Source organism: Plesiomonas sp. ZOR0011 (genome assembly GCF_000800945.1).
GTDB lineage: Bacteria > Pseudomonadota > Gammaproteobacteria > Enterobacterales > CAMTGL01 > Plesiomonas > Plesiomonas shigelloides.
The window spans coordinates 33310-52158 of the sequence record NZ_JRKB01000026.1 but is presented as its reverse complement, the minus strand read 5'-3'; the positions used below and the strand labels follow the sequence as shown (position 1 = coordinate 52158).

Below are 18849 nucleotides of genomic sequence, written 5' to 3'. Positions count from 1 at the left end.
CAGTCGCCAGTGTGCTCGGTGGTTTTGCCGGTCTAGCAAGCCAATACCAAGTGCCGGATGTGGATGATGTCATGCCACACGTCGAGGCGAGTTATACCTTTGCTGCGGATAAACATCAGGCGGTGAGTCTCTCGGCTGGCTACCAAGATATCGGTTTTGGTAGTGGGGAAGGCAATGTAGGTTTGACCTACCGAATTGCGTTCTGATAGGGCAGCGTTCCATATCCGTTAACTAGCGGTAATGCGCCGTAATAGGCACTGTGAGTGGCAGTGCCTATTGCTGTTTAGTTTTTATGATTAACATCTCCCTGGTATGCAACTGAGTGCGCACTTGCTGTTGCGTGGTTTGCTGAGCAAATATTCCCTCTCTGGTCTGACAAAACATAAAATAATGTTACAAACTTGGTTATCAGAATAAACATCCAGATAATTTCTACGTAAACAATCGTTGTTTTAAGTTGATCCCCTTCAAAAAAATCGATGAATATCGGCCAGAATCACGATTAGTGTTTGCCTTGACCTGCCTGTTTCGGGTTATTTTCAGAATGTGTGTTTTTGTGATGGGGTGTAACTTTCCTCCGCCTGATTGTTGACGCCCCGTCATTCGTCTTCTTGCCGTGAAGACATTGCACCTACCCACGTTATCTCCCCGTGAGGGGACGATGGCACTCTTCTGATGACGATAAAAAGGATTAATTGATGAAGGGATTAACCCTGGCATGTGCCATTTCTGCTGCTTTATTTGGAACCTTGTCTGTACCGGCCACGCAAGCGGCTGAGCGTTTTGTCACTATTGGTACCGGTGGGCAAACCGGAGTGTATTACGTGGCAGGCCAGTCTATCTGTCGTTTTCTTAATCAGGGCGCGTCGCAGCACGAGATCAAATGTAACGCACCGGCTAGCGGTGGTGGCGTGGCTAACGTTAACGGGATCCGCAGTGGCGAATTTAATTTCGGTATCATGCAATCTGATCACCAGTACAAAGCGATGAAAGGCTTAGAGCCATTCAAAGCGCAAGGTGCGATGGACGATATGCGGGCGGTATTCTCGCTGCAAAGCGAAATTTTCACCATCTTGGCACGTAAAGATGCGGCCATTGGTGGCTTTGATGAGCTTAAAAATAAGCGCGTGAATATCGGTAATCCGGGCTCGGGTCAGCGTGATACCTTTGAAGAGATCATGGGCGTTAAAGGTTGGGATAAGTCGGCATTTCGTCTTGTTTCTGAGTTGAAACCGGCCGAGCAGGCTTCCGCGTTGGGTGACAATAATATCGATGCCATGAGCTATTTTGTCGGTCATCCAAACGGTGCTATTCAAGAAGCCTCGACTACCACCGATGCAGTGCTGGTGCCGGTCACCGGACCTGAAATCGATAAACTGTTAGCCGAGAAGAGCTATTACACCAAAGCCGAGATCCCAGGTGGATTGTATAAAGGCAACCCGCAACCAACGCCATCGATTGGCGGGAAAGCGGTGCTGTCGACCAGTGCCAAGACCGATCCTGAAGTGGTGTACCAGCTCACCAAGTCTGTGTTTGACAATTTAGCGCGCTTTAAGCGTCTGCATCCGGCGTTTGCCGATTTGCAAGAAACCGACATGATCAAAGTGGGGCTGTCAGCGCCGCTGCACGAAGGGGCTGAGCGTTACTACAAAGAGCGTGGCTGGATGTAATCAGTGTCACTGATTATGCCGCACGTTACGCAATAAGGCAGGCCGGCTTGTTAGAGAGCCGGTCTGTTTGTGTAGTATCAACGGAGTCATCCCCATGCAACACTCACCACAACAAGAACTGCAATCAGCAGAAGATCTGATTGCTCAGGATGTCGGCGCCCGCCTGCCATTGGGCGCGATGAGCAAAGTGATTGCCATGTTGGCACTGCTTTGGTCATTGTTTCAGCTCTGGATCGCTTCACCACTGCCGTTTGTTTTAGGCATCGGGGTGCTAAATGATACCGAAGCGCGCTCCATCCATCTGGCGTTTGCCATTTTGCTTGCTTACTTGGTTTTCCCAGCCTTGCGCTCCTCGCCGCGCGATCGCGTGCCTATCGGCGATATCCTACTGGGATTGGCCGGAGCTGGCTGCGCCGCTTATCTGTTTTTAGCCTATGAGTTTTTAGCCCAGCGACCGGGTAATCTGACAACGTTAGATTTTGCCGTGGCTTGTCTGGGTATTCCGTTGCTGCTGGAAGCCGCGCGCCGCGCATTAGGTCCCGCGTTAGCGGTGATCGCGATAGTCTTTTTAGGCTATAGCTTGGCCGGCCCTTGGATGCCGGGTTTACTGGCACATCGCGGCGTCAGCTTAATGGCGTTGGCCAATCACCAGTGGATCACCACCGAAGGGGTATTTGGTATTGCCCTTGGGGTGTCGACCAGTTTTGTCTTTTTGTTTGTGCTGTTTGGCGCGCTTTTAGAGCGTGCTGGAGCTGGGCACTACTTTATCCAACTGGCCTTTAGTATGTTGGGGCACCTGCGTGGTGGGCCAGCTAAAGCGGCCGTGGTTGCGTCGGCCCTGACAGGGGTAATTTCCGGCTCATCCATCGCCAACGTAGTGACTACCGGTACCTTTACCATCCCGATGATGAAGCGGGTGGGCTTTTCCAAGGAAAAGGCCGGAGCGGTGGAAGTGGCCTCTTCAGTGAACGGGCAAATCATGCCGCCGGTGATGGGCGCGGCCGCCTTTTTGATGGTGGAGTATGTCGGCATTCCGTATGTCGAGATCATCAAGCATGCGTTTTTACCCGCGGCAATTTCCTATATTGCGCTGCTCTATATCGTGCATTTGGAAGCGCTGAAGCTCGGCATGCAGCCGATCGGTAATGTACAACCGCGCCCTTGGTTACAACGTTTGACCGGCTTTGCCTTTGGTGCGGCGTTGGTTAGCGGTGTGTCGCTGGCCGTGTACTATGGCCTTGGCTGGCTTAAGCCGCTGCTGGGCGATTATGCGCTGCCGGGGATTGGGGTTTTGCTGGCGCTGTCTTATCTGGGGTTGCTGAAAGTGGCGGCCAGCAATGAGCCGTTGCCACCAGAAGACCCTGATGCGCCACTGGAGCGCCTGCCGCAGACGCGTTCGGTGTTGCTGTCGGGCTTGCATTTCCTGTTACCGGTGGTGGTGCTGGTCTGGTGTCTGATGGTCGAGCGCCTATCGCCCGGTTTGTCGGCGTTTTGGGGCACCGTCATGTTGGTCGTGATTTTGTTGACTCAACGCCCGCTGCTGAACTGGCTGCGCACCGATGGTCGCCATGATTATGGTTCGTTCAGTGATGGTGTGGTGGACTTGCGTGAAGGGCTGATTGCTGGCGCACGTAACATGATAGGGATCGGTATTGCTACCGCCACTGCCGGTATTATTGTTGGCGCCGTTTCTCAGACCGGGGTCGGCTTGGTCTTGGCCGATCTGGTGGAATACCTGTCGATGGGCAACTTGCTGCTGATGCTGCTCTTGACCGCCTTGCTCAGTTTGATCCTCGGGATGGGCTTGCCGACCACCGCGAACTACATCGTGGTGTCCAGCTTGCTGGCGCCGGTGATTGTCACGCTGGGTCAGCAAAATGGCCTGATCGTCCCGCTGATTGCCGTGCACCTGTTTGTGTTTTACTTCGGGATCATGGCGGATGTGACGCCTCCAGTCGGTTTGGCCTCGTTTGCCGCTGCGGCGGTCTCCAAAGGCGATCCGATTAAAACCGGGATCACCGCGTTTTATTACAGCTTGCGAACCGCGGCGTTGCCGTTCTTGTTTATCTTCAACACCGATCTGTTGCTGATCAACGTGGATTTTGCCCACGGGGTACTGATCTTTGCGGTCGCAACGATCGCCATGTTGATCTTTGCCGCTGCGACCCAAGGCTATTTCCTCGTAAAAAGCCGCTGGTATGAGAGCTTATTGCTGCTGTTGGTGGCCTTTACCTTGTTCCGTCCAGGATTTTGGATGGATCGGATCCATGACCCTTATCGTCAGATAGAGCCAGCGCAGCTAGTACAGGCGTTGGGGGATGTGGAAGAGGACAGCAATTTGCGCTTGCGAGTAGAAGGGCCAGATGCGGTAGGGAAGATTCGCCGCTTTACGGTCTTGCTACCGGTACCTGCTGGCGAAAGTGGTGAAGAGCGCTTACAAAAGCTCGGGATTGCGCTGTATGAGCAAGATGGTAAGACACTCATTGATAATGTCACCTTTGGCAGTACAGCCGCTGAATTGGGATTGGAGTTTGATCAGCAGATTATTGGCGTGAAAGCGCCTACCGATCGCTGGCGTAAAGAAATTATCTGGATCCCAGGCTTTATGCTCTTTGGATTAATTGTGTGGTGGCAGCGTCGCCGTTTACCTCCGACTGCCACGGCGCCTTTAGCGCGAGCGCAGCAATAGCTATCATAAAATATTAGTGCGTATACCCACTAAAAAAGCAGCCGTTGGGCTGCTTTTTTTGATAAGAATAACGTGAAATTAGAATGTCTTTAGATAATTAATTGATTCGTAAATCAACTACCTTAAACGAGCGTTATTTGCGAACACTATGCAAAATGTTAATCACTTTGTTTAACCTTGGTTTAATGATGCCACCTGTAGTAGAAAGTGAATTTAGTGGTTGGATAAAAAACAAATAATTCCATTTTGTTCTAGATTTATTGAGTTGTATTCCCTTATGTTATTTGTATCTACATCTATCCTGGCTAATAGATTTGGCCCTATATAAGACGACCATCTCCGAAAATGTTTAAATTGTTTTTATATGAAATCATTGGCATTGGGATATGTCTCACATTTAATGTGATTTGTAAGCAATCATGTAGTTGCGTTTAATTGACAGGGTAGATTTTCCACGTATATTACTCAGACAAATCAGATGGATGAGATTTCTAGCATTATCTGCTTCTCAACCGTGTAGTCGCGAGTAAACCTGTCTTTGCTTCGTTGTAATACCGTCTGTAGATCCTGCAGTTAGCGGTATATCTGATATTTCCTCATCTAGGCCTGTTTGGCCTTCTAACCTTGGTATCTGGAATATGGGTAAAGGAATTACTGGCGTGAGCGTTGCGCCAAAAGAACGTATCAATATTAAATATGTTCCCGCCACAGGTGGTCAGCAGGCCGAAATCGAATTACCAATGACAATGATGGTTATCGGTAATATGAAAGGTCGCGTCGAAGATACACCGATTGAAGAGCGGCAGACCGTTTCCATCGATAAAAATAACTTCTCCTCCGTGATGAAAGAGTCGGGTTTGGAGCTCAATTTCAGCGTGCAAAATCGTCTGGAAGAGGGTAGCCAAGATGAATTGCCAGTGAAATTACAGTTTGCCTCTATGGCCGATTTCGCGCCAGACAGTATTGCTAACCAAGTTCCAGAATTGCAAAAGCTGCTGGAGTTGCGTGAAGCGCTGGTAGCTCTGAAAGGTCCACTGGGAAATATTCCGGCGTTTAGAAATCGTTTGCAGGATTTATTATCCAGCGATGAAGCGCGCGAACAATTACTGAAGGAATTAGATCTGGTTGCTCCGGCGGAATAATCGGATAAGAAAGGAAGAGAGAGCGAAACATGTCTGTGGTTGAAGAACAAGTTAAAGCCGGGGCGCAGGCCTCTTCAGGTTCGTTGCTGGATGAAATTATGGCGCAAGCCAGAATTACACCGGTAGATGAGGGATACAGTGTTGCTAAGCAGGGTATTGCTGCGTTGGTGGCCAATATTCTGGATAGCGGCAACACCGCTGAGCCAGTGAATAAAGCACTGGTGGATAGCATGATTGTTGAGTTAGATAAAAAACTCAGCAAGCAGATGGATGTCATTTTACATGCTCAGCCACTGAAAGAGCTGGAATCTTCTTGGCGCTCCTTGAAGCTGTTGGTGGATCGTACCGATTTTCGTGAAAACATCAAAATCCAAGTCTTGCATGCCACCAAAGAAGAGCTGCTGGATGATTTTGAGTTTGCACCAGAAATTACCCAGTCCGGTTTTTACAAGCATGTTTACTCCAGTGGTTACGGCCAATTTGGTGGTCAACCGGTGGGGGCGGTGATCGGTGATTACGCCTTTAGCCAAAGCTCACCAGATATCAAACTGATGCAGTATGTCAGTGCCGTTGGCGCCATGGCGCATGCTCCGTTTATCTCTTCCGTAGCACCGACTTTCTTTGGGGTCGATAGCTTTACTGATCTGCCATCCATCAAAGATCTGAAATCGGTATTTGAAGGTCCGGCTTACACCAAGTGGCGCTCACTGCGTGAGTCCGAAGATGCACGCTATCTGGGTCTGACCGCGCCGCGTTTCTTGGCTCGTCTGCCGTACGATCCGGTTGAAAACCCAATCAAAACTTTCAACTACAAAGAAGATATTAGCGCTGATCACGATCATTACCTGTGGGGCAATACCGCTTATCTGATGGGGTCGGCGTTGAACGACAGTTTCGCCAAGTACCGTTGGTGCCCGAACATTATCGGCCCACAAAGTGGTGGCGCGGTAACCGATTTGCCGGTACACGTGTACGAAGCGATGGGACAGCTGCAGGCGAAGATCCCAACTGAAGTGCTGATCACCGATCGCCGTGAATACGAGATGGCTGAAGAGGGCTTTATCACCCTGACCATGCGTAAAGACAGTGATAATGCGGCATTCTTCTCAGCAAATTCGGTACAAAAGCCGAAGGTATTCCCAAATACCAAAGAAGGTAAAGAAGCGGAAACCAACTACAAACTGGGTACGCAGCTGCCTTACATGTTCATCATCAACCGTTTGGCGCATTACATCAAAGTGTTGCAGCGCGAGCAGATCGGCTCTTGGAAAGAGCGTCAGGATCTGGAGCGTGAACTGAATGGCTGGATTAAGCAGTATGTAGCGGATCAGGAAAACCCGCCAGCCGATGTTCGTAGCCGTCGTCCACTGCGCGCTGCACAAATTAAAGTGCTGGATGTGGAAGGTGAACCGGGCTGGTATCAGGTAGCGATGTCAGTACGCCCACACTTTAAATATATGGGTGCCAGTTTTGAACTGTCTCTCGTGGGCCGTTTAGATAAGGAATAAGGTTTATGCCGTCACTCACCTCGTGGGATAGAGGGAGTACGGCCAGCCTGTTCGATCGCATTCGCGGAGAGACAGCCACTGTCTCTCCGGATAAAGAACTTGAGACACTGATTGTATCGGTTAAAAAACAACTCGATTGTGTCCTCAATACCCGTCCTGGTAGTTGCCGCAGTGCCCCTGAATTAGGCGTCATTGATTTGAATGATGCGACACAAGGCAGTGCAGATATTCGCGGACGGATCAGGGAAGCGATCCGGCAATGTATCCGCCGGTATGAGCCCCGAATAGTGCATGTGGATGTTCAGTCAGCGGACTCATTAATGAACCCGTTGGAAATGTCATTTCAAGTCACAGCACATGTTCGGTTGGAGAATATCGAGCAGGTGACCTCCTTCAATATTCATATGGATAACCATCGTCACTATCGAATGGTGTAATTACTGATGCCGCTGGACAATTATTTCAGGGATGAATTGGCGTATTTGCGTCTGCAAGGCCGTGAATTTGCTGACGCTCATCCGGAGCTGACGCGTTTTCTTTCCGAACAAACTACAGATCCGGATGTTGAGCGTCTGCTGGAAGGCTTTGCCTTTTTAACCGGTAGTCTGCGCGCCAAAATTGAAGATGAATTCCCAGAATTAACCCACGGTTTGCTGGGTATGCTGTGGCCTAATTATTTGCGGCCAGTCCCTAGCATGACGGTCATGCAATTTTCGGTGATCCCGGGCGCGATTGTGCAACCGGCACCGGTGGCTCGCGGTTGTCGTTTAGATAGCTTGCCGGTTGATGGGGTGACGTGCCATTTTCAAACTTGCCATGATGCCTGGATTTATCCGGCAGATATTTACGATATTCGCGCGCAAAGCGGCAATGATTTATCCACCATCACCACCGAAATTCATTTACACAGTCCACTGACCTTAGCCGAATTACAGTTGGATAAATTGCGCTTTTATTTGGGCGGTGACAGCTATACCGCCAATGAACTGTATTACTGGTTATCGGCGCAATTGTCTTATATCGAGCTAGAGGTCAATGGCCAGCGTTTTCGTCAATCGGCGTCGGTGTTAAAGGCGCTGGGTTTTGAACGTGATGATGCGCTGTTGCCCTATCCAGGGAACGTTTATTCCGGTTATCGCATTTTGCAGGAGTATTTCTGTTTCCCAGAAAGCTTTCTGTTCTTTGAGCTCTCTGGCGCGGGCGCCGATTGGCCAAAACAGCCGTTAGCGGTGACCGAATTTAAATTGCATTTTTGCTTTGAGCGGCCTTTGCCGTCGGCATTAAAAATTCGTCCAGACTCCTTGCAGCTTAATTGTGTGCCAGCGATTAATTTATTTCAGCATGACAGTGAGCCGATTAATTTGCATGGACGTCAGACCGAATATCCGCTGAAAGCCAGCTATCGCTATGCGGACAGTTTCGAGATTTTTTCGATCGATAAAGTGGAGAGCTGGGCTGAAGGTGGCATTGGGCGCGCCCGCGGGGCGACGCGGCAATATCACCCGTTTGAGAGCTTCCAGCATCAGATTGAACGGGCTAAAGGTCGGCAGGCATTGTACTACCGCATCCGAGTGCGGGAAGCGGTCAGCGGTGATGGATTTGAGCATGCGTTGTCTTTTGTGCGCGGCGATGAAACGGCCATGTTGGGGCTGGATGAGTCGGTCTCGGTCTCGTTGACCTGCACTAATCGTGGCAAAGCGGCGCGGTTACCGGTTGGTGCGATTTGTGTGCCTACGGGCAGCTCACCGTCATTTGCTACGTTCAAGAATTTACTGCGCCCGACGCGCCCACTGCGCCCGGCTCTGGATGGCAGCTTGCATTGGACGCTGATTTCTAACTTATCCCTGAACTATGTTTCGCTGCTGCGCCGTGATGCCTTGGTGCAAATTTTGCGCACCTACGATTTTCCTGCCTTGCATGACAAGCAGGCGGAACAGGCATCGCGTAAGCGTCTGGCGGGTATCGAGCAGATTGAAACCGTTCCGGTGGATCGTCTGGTGCGCGGTATGCCGGTTCGTGGGTTGAAATCGGTACTGTCGATTCGCCAAAGCGCCTTTGGCAGTGAGGGCGAACTTTACTTGTTCAGCACCGTGTTGGCGCACTTTTTTTCGTTGTATGCCAGCGTGAATGCATTTCATCTGCTGGAAGTGGTCAACCTTGATAACCAGGAGCGCTACCGATGGCCGGTACAGATAGGTCAGCACTCCATGATGTAATGGCGCAGGACGACGCGCCTCGTTTTAATTTTTTCCAGCTGGTCGAGGTGTTGAGCCGCCTTGAGCAGATGGATCTGGAAGCGGAAACCGATCGCTTACCGGCACAGGAAAAAATCCGGTTTAAATCGGCCGCGTCGCTCGGTTTTCCGGCCAGCGATGTGTTGCAGGTCTCGCAAGATCAGGTGGGACGCCACCAGTTGGAGGTGGCGTTTTTGGGGCTGCATGGCAGCCAATCGCCAATGCCCGGTTATTACTTGGATGATTTGGCATGGGAGTACGCACAGGGTGAGCCGAAACTGGGCTTGTTTCTGGACTTTTTCCATCATCGCCTATTGACCTTGTTACACCGCGGTTGGCGCAAGTACCGCTATCACGTGCGTTTTCAAGATAACGGCAGTGATGGGTTTTCGCGGTTGATGTTTGCGCTCGTAGGCCTTGGCAATCAGGCGGTGCGCGATAGCTTGCCGGTCAACCGCGCCAAGATGCTGTCTTACGCCGGAATGCTGGCAAGCCCCAGCCGTTCACCGGAAGTGGTCGCCGGTTTGGTTTCGCACTGTTTTGACCTTGAGGATGTGGTGTTAGAGGCGTGGCAGGCGCGCAAAGTGGCGGTCCATCCCGAACAGCAAAACCGTTTAGGGCGCGCCAATGTGCGACTCGGCGGCGAGTTGGTGCTGGGCGATAAGGTCAACGATTGTGCCGGTAAGTTTGTTTTACGCATTAACGCCTTAAGTTTTGAGCGATTTTTGAGCTTCCTCCCCAATGGCGAACATTTTCAGCCGTTGGTGCGTTTTGTCTCGTTCATTTTGCGTGACCAGTTGGCGTGGGATCTGCGTTTGGGATTTGGCGAAGAGCAAGCGCGCGGTTTACGGCTCGGTGATGAACAAAGTGGTCGGCTCGGCTGGAGCAGTTTTTTAGGGCAACCCCCGGTTGACCCGTATGTGACGATTTGTGTGCAGGAGTAAGTGTGAACCCGTTCAATCAGCAACTCTCTTTGGTGGTACTGAACAGCGAGCAACTGGATGGTCATTCTCAGGTGCAATATCAGTTTGATCATGATGGCGGCACCTTAGGTGCGGCCTCGCATGATGACTGGGTATTAACCGATCGTCTGGGCGCCGTGTTGCCTTCTCATGCCCGTATCGAGCTGCACGATGGCCGTTTTTGTCTGTGCGATTTAAGCGGACAAACGTTTATTAACGGCGCCACCACGCCAGTCGGACGCAGTCGCAAAGTCTATCTAGAGCAGGGTGATGAGTTGCTGGTTGGGCCATTTCGTCTACGGGTCTATCTGGGACAGGTGCAGGCCGAGGCCAACATTGAACAGGTGCTGGGCAATCATCCTGCCGATGAGTTGGATGACTGGCTGGCTAGCGATGGGAATCGTGAGCTGGCCAGTCATGATTCGGCGAGCTTGTCTGTGTTGCACAGCGATCCGTTACATGCCCTAGAGCGTGAGCAGGCTACGTCACTGAGCGCGTTATTGCATACACCCGAGGCGCAGACGTCAGCGCTGTCGTCGGCTATTCCGGCATCTGTTTTTTCAGCTATCGAGGACACCATGGATCAGGAATTCATTGATATGCCGGGGATTGATAATCCCTACAGCATCCCAGCCGAACAAGGCGATGTGGATCATGTGGCGTTAACGCCACTGATGCGTGGACTGGGTCAGCGCTTGCAATTGCGCGACTCCCAGCAAGCCCACGATATGCTCGAAGAAATGGGCAAAACCTTGCGTGCGATGGTGGAAGGGCTACTCGCGGTACAAGCCGATCAAGCAGCGCTGGCCGACAAACACTTGCGCCCCATTGAAGATAATCCACTGCGTCTGGGGCTGGATTATGAAGCAACCTTGCCGCTGCTGTTTGCCGATGGCAAAAGCCCAGTGCATCTGTCTGCACCGGCTGCAATCAGCGAAGTGCTGGACAATGTGCGTACCCACCATATTGCGAACCAGCAGGCAATTGCTACGGCGCTGGACAGTATTTTACATGCTTTTTCGCCAGAGGCGTTGCTCGGGCGCTTTGAACACTATCGCCGTACCGGTACTAACGACAGCCTCGATGAGGGGTGGGCGTGGACCATGTACCAGCACTATTACCGTGAGCTGACCTCAGTACGTCAACAAGGCTTCGATAAGCTTTTCCATCAGGTGTATGCGCAAGCCTATGACCGCGCAGTACGCGAACAACAGGGGCTGCGTTGATGCTGCGAACACTGTGGTGTGCGGTATGGCTGTTGGCGCTGACCGGCTGTACCACACTCGGCAAGATGGCTGATGTGGCGATGAATCCGGATATTCAGGTGGGCAGTAATACCGATCAACCTTCAACCGTGGGCTTAAGTTTGCTGGCGGAGCCGGACGTCAATCCGAATGAAAGTGGCGAAGCGGCACCCATAGAGTTTCAGGTCTTGCTGCTGTCTGAAGATTCGCGCCTGTTGGCCACCGATTACGATCAAGTGACCGAGGATGTAGCCAAGGTATTGGGGAAAAACTACCTCGATCATCAGGATTACACCTTACTTCCAGGGCAATTCAAGTACCTACCGCCCGTGAAGCTGGAAGAAGAGGTGCGCTATATCGGGGTGATTGCCCGTTACGCCGAGCCGGATAAGGCCGAGTGGCGCAAAGTCATCAAGGTCAAAAATACCGGCCGCCATTATCAGATCTTGGTGCACCTGCGTCAGGATGAAGTTGAACTGCAAAAAGAAGAAGAATAACCATGTCGAGCCGAAATCGGGTCATCTGGCGTGAAGGGCTGTTCATCAAGCCCCAGCATTTCCAGCAGCAGCAACGGCATACGGATCACATGCTGCATGCTCGCTTAAGTGCCCTGAGTGACTATTTTTATGGTCTGCAGTCGCTGAGCATCAATGAAGATTACTTAGGCTTTGGGCGCATTGCGCTGGTCAGCGCCAGTGGCGTGATGCCGGACGGTACGGTGTTCAGTATTCCCGTGGATGATGTATTGCCGCCGCCATTGGAGGTCACCGATGTCTCGGTGGCCAACCAGAAAGTGTATCTGGCGTTACCCCTGTCGGTCAGTGGCGTCAGTGAGGTCGGCGAGTCAGGGCAAGCGGTAGCGACTCGTTTGCAATTGCATCGCCATGACCTGCGCGATCTGCACAGTGACGGCGGCGATATTACATCACTGGAAGTGGGCAAAGTCAGCTTACGTCTGATGTTGGAGCGTGAAGATCGCAGTGCCTATGCCGCGATCGCGATTGCGCGCATTTTGGATAAGCGCCCAGATGGCGGCTTGGTGCTCGATCCGAACTTTATGCCGTGCAGTATTAGCGTGGCAGCGATCCCGACCTTAAAGCGCTTTTTGGGCGAGTCCGCCGGACTGGTGGCTGAACGCGCGCGCAGTTTGGCGCAGCGTCTGGCCGCTCCCGGTCAGCAAGGGGTGGCGGATGTCGCTGAGTTCATGATGTTGCAGCTGCTCAATCGGGCGCAGCCACAGCTTTCTCATCTGGCCCGTTTGGGCACTTTGCATCCTGAGCGTTTACATGAAGCCTTGGTGCAGCTGTGTGGTGAGTTGATGACCTTTACCGATGAGTCGCGATTGCCGCCAGAGTTTCCGGCCTACCGGCATGATGATCAGCAAGTCAGTTTCGAGCCGGTGATCTTGGCGCTGCGCCAATCACTGAGCACCGTGTTGTCACCGCGTGCGGTGTCTATCCAGCTGCGCAAACATCTGTACGGCATCATGGTCGCGATGGTGGGCGACAGCGATTTGATGGCCAGTGCCGAGTTTGTTCTGGCGGTGCGTGCGCGGATGCCACAAGAGCAGCTGCGTAAGCAATTGCTGCAGCAAACCAAAATTGCCTCCAGCGAGAAAATTCGTGAGCTGATCAGTTTGCAGTTACCGGGGATCCCGTTATTGCCTTTGCCGGTGGCGCCGCGTCAGCTGCCATACCACGCCGGTTACAGCTATTTCCAACTGGATAGACAAAGCCCTGCGTGGCAGATGTTGGCCCAAAGTAACACATTGGCTTTCCATATCGCCGGAGACTTCCCTGAGCTGGATATGCAGTTCTGGGCGATCCGTAGTCAGGGATGAGATGAGCGATGACTATCGACATTATTCAACATGAGCAACTGGACGATCTGCTGTATGACCATGCCGCACAGCTGGATCTGGACTCTGATTATTGGTTCCGCCTACGCGGCCACAGCATTAACCCCATGATTGATGCGGTGACGCCGCTACTGGGCATGGTGCTGCGTGTCCGTCAGCTGTCTAGCCACAGCCAAGTCGGCGAGCTGTATCAGCGCGTGGTGACAGAAATTCAGGCCATCGAACAAGAGCTGATGGCCCATGGCTATGAAAACGGTGTGGTGCTCTCGTTTCGCTACATCCTTTGCACCTTTATCGATGAGGCGGTGATGAGCCGTGAGTGGGGCAGCCAAAGTGAATGGTCTGAGCACTCGTTACTGACTCGGTTTCACAACGAAACTTGGGGCGGCGAAAAGGTGTTTGTCCTGTTAGGCAAATTACAAGAAGACCCCGCGCGCTATCGCGATGTGCTGGAGTTTATCTACCTGTGCCTGTGTCTGGGTTTTGAAGGGCGCTATCGGGTGATGAGCCATGGTCGGGATGAGTTTGAGCGCGTGGTGCGCCAGTTGCACCGTCAGCTGTATCCCGATGGCCGCGATGCGCCCACGGTATTTCATCTCGATTTAGGCCAGCAAGCATCCCGTTACCAGCTTAAACGGCAGGTGTCGCTACGTAGTCTGTGTATCGGCGCCGCCCTGCTGCTGACCGGCATTTTTGTTTTGTATTACACCCGGCTGGATAACCAGACGCAGGACGTACTGCGCCAGCTAAGCGATTTGTTGAAATAAGTTAAGGAGAGCGTGCTTTGATCCGTATTGAACTGCCCGTCTTGGTGGAAAGGCTGAATCCGGTCTGCCGGCATATGCTGGAAGAAGCGGCAGCCCTGTGTGTAAATCATCAGGGCACGGAGATCCGAATTGAGCATCTGCTGCTCAAAATGCTGGAAACCCCACTGTGTGATAGCAAAGCGATCATGCAGCGTGCTGGGGTGGATATGGCGGCGCTGCATGAACTGTTGCAGCCGGCTCTCAATGGCCAGTCTTTTGAGCAGGGATATCCCTCTTTTTCTCCGTTATTGGTGGAGTGGTTACAAGATAGCTGGCTGTTCGCGTCGGCGGAGTTGCAACACGCTCAGCTACGTAGCGGGGTGTTATTGCTGGTCTTGCTAATGAGTCCTGCGCGCTATTTACCTGCCTCGGTGGTGCGTTTACTGACAGTGATCAATCGCGATCTGGTGCGCCAGCAGTTTGATGAGTGGGTTAAAGACTCGGCCGAAACCGAGGTGGTGGCGCAGGCTGGCGAAAGCAAAGCAAACGCCGTCGCCAGCGATGCCTCTTTGTTAGGTCGTTTTACCGAAAACATCACCGAGCAAGCGCGCAAGGGGCAGTTAGATCCGGTGTTGTGCCGCGATCATGAAATCGACCTGATGATCGATATCTTATCCCGTCGCCGTAAAAATAACCCGATAGTGGTTGGCGAAGCTGGGGTGGGTAAAAGTGCCCTGATTGAAGGCTTGGCGCTGCGGATTGTGGCCGAACAGGTGCCAGAAAAACTGCGTAATGTGGCGCTGTTGTCGCTGGATTTAGGGGCGATGCAGGCCGGCGCTTCGGTTAAAGGGGAATTTGAAAAGCGCTTTAAAGGCGTGATGCAAGAGGTCAAATCCTCCGAGTACCCGATCATTCTCTTTATTGATGAAGCGCATACCCTGATCGGTGCGGGTAATCAGGCTGGTGGATTGGATGTGTCTAACCTGATTAAACCGGCCTTGGCGCGCGGTGAGCTGCGCACCATCGCAGCAACCACGTGGAGTGAATATAAAAAATACGTCGAAAAGGATGCGGCGCTTTCTCGGCGTTTCCAGTTGGTGAAAGTGGGCGAGCCTGATGCGCAAGAAGCGACGGTCATTTTGCGTGGCTTACGTGGCATTTATGAAAAAGCCCATGGCGTATTGATTGACGATGAAGCGCTGCAAGCGGCGGCGCAGTTGTCGGCCCGTTATATCTCGGGTCGCCAGCTGCCCGACAAAGCCATCGATGTGCTGGATACCGCCTGTGCGCGTGTCGCCATCAATTTGACCACTCCGCCGCGCGCGATTAGCCATTTGCAAAATGCGCTGCGCCAACGTGAGTTGGAAATTACCCAATTAGAGCGCCAAAGCGTGATTGGGCTGGGGGAGCACAGTGAGCGTTTGGCGCAACTGCATGCATTGCAGGAGCAAGATAACGCCGAATTGGCACGCTTGCAGGCCAATTGGCAGCAGCAGCAAGCGCTGGTGCAGCAGATCATCGACGTGCGCGCAGCGTTGTTGCAGCACGATGCAGCCACTGATGATGCGAATGTGACAGAACAAACCACGCAGCTTACTGCGCTTGAAGCTGAGCTATCGGCGTTGCAGCAAGAGTCGGTGCTGGTTTCCGCGCATGTAGATAAGAGTCAGATCGCCTCGGTGATCGCCGAGTGGACCGGCGTGCCACTTAATCGGATCTCGCAAGGCGAGTTAGATGTGGTGACTCGCTTACCGGAGTATCTGGGGGCCTGTATCAAAGGCCAAGATGTGGCGGTGAGCCATCTGCATCGCCATTTGTTGACCGCGCGCGCTGATTTGCGCCGTCCAGGGCGTCCGTTGGGGGCGTTTTTGCTGGTTGGGCCGAGCGGGGTCGGTAAGACCGAAACCGTGGTGCAGATTGCCGATCTGATGTTTGGTGGCCGTCAGTATCTGACCACCATCAACATGTCGGAATATCAGGAAAAACATACTGTTTCGCGTTTAATCGGCTCGCCGCCGGGTTATGTCGGTTTTGGCGAAGGCGGCGTGTTAACCGAGGCTATCCGGCAAAAACCGTATTCGGTGGTGCTGCTGGATGAGGTCGAAAAGGCGCACCCTGATGTACTGAACCTGTTCTACCAAGCCTTTGATAAAGGGGAATTGGCCGACGGTGAAGGGCGCATCATCGATTGCAAAAATGTGGTGTTTTTCCTCACCTCCAACTTAGGTTTCCAAACCATTGTCGAGTATGCCCAGCAGCCAGAGCATCTGCTCGATGCCCTGTATCCAGAGTTGGCGGCATTTTTTAAGCCTGCGCTGTTGGCGCGGATGGAAGTGATCCCCTATTTGCCGCTGGATCATGCCACGTTGGTGGAGATTGTTGGTGGCAAGCTGGCGCGTTTGACGTCGTTGCTCCAGAGCCGCTTTGGCGCCGAGGTAGACATTGACCCGCAGGTGCACGAGGAGATCTTACGCCGTGCGAATCGCAGTGAAAATGGTGCGCGGATGCTCGAGTCGGTGATTGATGGAGCTCTGTTGCCACCGGTTTCGCTGCAGTTATTACAGCGGCTGTCGGCGGGCGAATCGGTGCGAAAAGTCAGCTTTGGCGTCACAGAGGGCGAGTTTATCGCTGAGGTGGAGTGCTAAGCATGCAACAGGCACTCGAATTCGCGTTCTCCCTGACGCAGGCGCGCGGGGAGCCGTCACTGTGTGATTGGTTGCTGGCGATTGTGCGCCAAGGATGGCAGCCACGCGGTGCGTTACTGGGCATGCTGGATGTCAGCGGTCGCCAGTTGCAATGCCGTGGCTGGGTGGGAGAGCAGGAGACGACGTTGTCATTGGCGGCGGATGATTTTACCCATCCGCTGGCCTTGGCGCTGTGTCGCGATCAGGTGTGCACTTGGGAGTCTCTCCATGGCGGCGCGCGTATTGGCCCAAGCGGCTTGCGCCGCATGTTAGCGCAAGCCGGCACTGATAGCGGGATCCACTGCCTGCCATTACATAGCCATGACGGCAAACCGGTGGCAGTTTTAGCTTTGTTGGATACGGCAGACTGTTTAAAACAGTGGCAAGCGCAAGATGCGCTGGCGTTGCTAACCCAGATTTTTACCGGTCAGCTTACGCTGATCCGCGATTTAGGGCGCTCGCGTCGAGGGGTAAGCGATTTACAAGACTCTATCCGCGTGATGCGCGGTGAAGGCGAGCAGCGTCGGCGTCAGGATGAGCGGTTGAAAGAAACCTTAATCGGTGAATCGCGTGCGATTCGACAGCTGCGTGAGCAAATTGCCAAGGCCGCGGCGCATCGCCTCAATGTGTTGATTCAGGGCGAAACGGGTACCGGTAAAGAGGTGGTCGCTCGTCTGCTGCATCAGTGCTCAGCGCGTGCGGATAAACCGTTTGTCGCGATCAACTGTGCGGCTATCCCTGAAAACCTGATTGAAAGCGAGTTATTTGGGTACCAAAAAGGGGCTTTTTCGGGGGCGCAAAGCAATAAAACTGGTCTCGTTGCTCAAGCCAATGGCGGCACCTTATTTCTGGATGAAGTGGGTGATATGCCTGCGGGAATGCAGGCCAAGTTGCTGCGCGTGCTGGAAACACGCCATTTTCGGCCGTTGGGCGGCGATAAAGAGGTGTATTCCGATTTTCGCCTGCTTGCGGCTACGCACCAGCCGCTCGAGCAGCGGGTCAGTGAAGGGCTGTTTCGCCAAGACTTATACCACCGCTTATGTCAGTGCCTGTTGATGCTCACGCCGCTGCGTGAACGGCCGGATGATATCAGTGTGCTCAGCGAGCATTTCATCGCTCATTTTGCCGCGCAAGAAGGCAAATCGTTTGGTGCGCTGCAGCGTGGTTTTCTCAAGCAGCTAATCAGTTATGACTTTCCCGGCAATGTGCGTGAGCTGCGTAACTTGCTGGAAGTGGCGTGTGCTCAGACGCCGTCTGGACAGGCGATCACCTTGTCGGCCTTACCGCCGGAAATTCACGACCGCCTGACTGTGGAGCCGGATGCTTATCAGGATGATTTTTGCCACGTCAGCGATTTGCGCCAAGCCTTGCAGCAATTTGAGGCTTCCGTGATTGAAGCGCGGCTGCGTTATTTCCAAGGTAACCGGATGCGGGTGGCGGAAAGCCTCAATATCCCGAAGCGCACACTGGATCACAAATGCCAGAAGCTGGAGGTTAATGGATGAAAGGTTGGGCGCTGGCCGCGTTATTGCTGACCAGCAGCGCGGTGGCACAAACGGATTGGCCTGTGGAATGGCAACGTTGTCGTGCGCAAGCCGCACCGTTGGCGCGTTTAGCGTGTTATGACGCGGTAGGTACGAGCAAGGCTCCGGCTAGCGCGCATGATGCCGCACCGCGTTCACTTATCTGGCGTCAAATCCAAGCGCAGGAAGCAAGCCGCAGTGGGGATAGCCCGCTTTTTATGTTGGGCCAACTGCCGGATTCCGATGATCTGCTACTGACGCGTGCAGCGCTGCGCGGTGGCTCCTTGGCGATAGGTTGTAATAACGCCATTACCCGCATTTGGCTGCGTTTAGATAGCCCTTGGGTGGGCGATCAGGTGAGCGCATCGGTAGATGGTGAGCCGGCAGGTAATAACTGGTTTGTTCGTGACCACGGGCTGCTGTTGGAGTTTGGTCGTGGATTGCCGGCGATTGACGAGCTTAAGCACTGGAGCGGTCAACGCGAGTTGTTGCTACAGGCCTCCGATGGCTCTTCGATTCGCGTGGATTTGAGCGGCATGCCCGAGGCATTGCAACCGCTGCGCCAGTTGTGTCGGTGGTAGGAGGCAGG

The 18849-nt window shown here is 53.0% G+C and carries 15 protein-coding genes; all 15 read left to right on the top strand.

Annotated features, from left to right (window positions below; translation table 11 throughout):
• Positions 1-206, top strand: a 206-nt coding sequence (locus L975_RS18305; RefSeq protein WP_047707471.1) for a hypothetical protein, incomplete at its 5' end; no start/stop codon positions are given.
• 492 nt (positions 207-698) lie between these two features.
• Positions 699-1670, top strand: coding sequence for a TAXI family TRAP transporter solute-binding subunit (locus L975_RS04870; RefSeq protein WP_039045468.1), 972 nt, complete (start codon positions 699-701; stop codon positions 1668-1670).
• 94 nt (positions 1671-1764) lie between these two features.
• A complete protein-coding gene (locus L975_RS04865; RefSeq protein ID WP_052181279.1) occupies positions 1765-4359 on the top strand; it encodes a TRAP transporter permease in 2595 nt (864 codons plus the stop codon).
• A gap of 638 nt (positions 4360-4997) precedes the next feature.
• Positions 4998-5501, top strand: coding sequence for a type VI secretion system contractile sheath small subunit (tssB, locus tag L975_RS04860; RefSeq protein ID WP_036768596.1), 504 nt, complete (start codon positions 4998-5000; stop codon positions 5499-5501).
• A gap of 29 nt (positions 5502-5530) precedes the next feature.
• Positions 5531-7009, top strand: coding sequence for a type VI secretion system contractile sheath large subunit (gene tssC / locus L975_RS04855; protein ID WP_010862308.1), 1479 nt, complete (start codon positions 5531-5533; stop codon positions 7007-7009).
• Between the two features lie 5 nt (positions 7010-7014).
• Positions 7015-7446: a type VI secretion system baseplate subunit TssE gene (gene tssE, locus L975_RS04850; RefSeq protein ID WP_039045467.1), complete on the top strand. Its 432-nt coding sequence runs from the start codon at positions 7015-7017 to the stop codon at positions 7444-7446.
• Between the two features lie 6 nt (positions 7447-7452).
• On the top strand, positions 7453-9225 hold the full coding sequence (gene tssF / locus L975_RS04845; RefSeq protein WP_039045466.1) for a type VI secretion system baseplate subunit TssF: 1773 nt from the start codon (positions 7453-7455) through the stop codon (positions 9223-9225).
• Entirely contained in the window at positions 9189-10187 is a 999-nt protein-coding gene (gene tssG, locus L975_RS04840; RefSeq protein ID WP_047707469.1) for a type VI secretion system baseplate subunit TssG, read from the top strand. Before tssF ends, tssG begins: the two co-directional genes overlap by 37 nt.
• 2 nt (positions 10188-10189) lie before the next feature.
• The gene (gene tagH, locus L975_RS04835; RefSeq protein ID WP_047707467.1) at positions 10190-11431 is read left to right on the top strand and encodes a type VI secretion system-associated FHA domain protein TagH; all 1242 of its coding nucleotides are present in this window, start codon (positions 10190-10192) and stop codon (positions 11429-11431) included.
• A complete protein-coding gene (gene tssJ / locus L975_RS04830; RefSeq protein ID WP_039045463.1) occupies positions 11431-11946 on the top strand; it encodes a type VI secretion system lipoprotein TssJ in 516 nt (171 codons plus the stop codon). Before tagH ends, tssJ begins: the two co-directional genes overlap by 1 nt.
• Positions 11947-11948: 2 nt before the next feature.
• Positions 11949-13289: a type VI secretion system baseplate subunit TssK gene (gene tssK / locus L975_RS04825; RefSeq protein WP_039045462.1), complete on the top strand. Its 1341-nt coding sequence runs from the start codon at positions 11949-11951 to the stop codon at positions 13287-13289.
• Positions 13290-13297: 8 nt separating this feature from the next.
• Positions 13298-14074, top strand: a complete 777-nt coding sequence (gene icmH, locus L975_RS04820) for a type IVB secretion system protein IcmH/DotU (RefSeq protein WP_010862301.1) — start codon at positions 13298-13300, stop codon at positions 14072-14074.
• A gap of 17 nt (positions 14075-14091) precedes the next feature.
• Positions 14092-16698 carry a type VI secretion system ATPase TssH gene (gene tssH, locus L975_RS04815; RefSeq protein ID WP_047707465.1) on the top strand — a complete coding sequence of 869 codons (2607 nt, stop codon included), beginning with the start codon at positions 14092-14094 and terminating at the stop codon, positions 16696-16698.
• A 2-nt stretch (positions 16699-16700) separates the two neighbouring features.
• The gene (locus tag L975_RS04810; RefSeq protein ID WP_010862299.1) at positions 16701-18242 is read left to right on the top strand and encodes a sigma-54-dependent Fis family transcriptional regulator; all 1542 of its coding nucleotides are present in this window, start codon (positions 16701-16703) and stop codon (positions 18240-18242) included.
• Positions 18239-18841: a type VI secretion system-associated protein VasI gene (gene vasI, locus L975_RS04805; protein ID WP_047707463.1), complete on the top strand. Its 603-nt coding sequence runs from the start codon at positions 18239-18241 to the stop codon at positions 18839-18841. The genes L975_RS04810 and vasI overlap by 4 nt, the downstream gene beginning before the upstream one ends.
• The last annotated feature ends 8 nt before the right edge of the window (positions 18842-18849 follow it).